Annotated in this window: 1 protein-coding gene; it reads right to left on the reverse strand. The window is 67.6% G+C overall.

The features are described 5' to 3' along the window. Window positions 1–241: transposase (locus D7X30_RS43955; protein WP_370052150.1), on the reverse strand; the 241-nt coding region annotated here is incomplete at its 3' end. Window positions 242–293 lie beyond the last annotated feature (52 nt).

Consider the following 293-nt stretch of genomic DNA (forward strand, 5'->3'; position numbering starts at 1 on the left):
GGAGGACCTGCGAGCCGCGCACGTGCTCGAGGCAGCCCAGAAGCGTCGTACGAGCCCGCGAGGCGCGCGCAAGCCTATGCGGTCGACAACACCCCGAAGAGGTGACGCACAATGAAACCCCCATTGCGGCCTTGCGCAGCGCCGCCTCGGAGCGGTTGTTGTCCAAGGGAAGACGTGCGTCGGAAGAGAAGCGCGTCAGGGCGTCCCATTGCTTCAAGGCGTAGGAGAGGGCCTGTCCCATGGGGCCCTTGGGCAGGTGGCGCGGGGCCTGGGATTCCATCCACGCGCGTAGC

The organism is Corallococcus sp. AB011P, assembly GCF_003611605.1.
Taxonomy (GTDB): domain Bacteria; phylum Myxococcota; class Myxococcia; order Myxococcales; family Myxococcaceae; genus Corallococcus; species Corallococcus coralloides.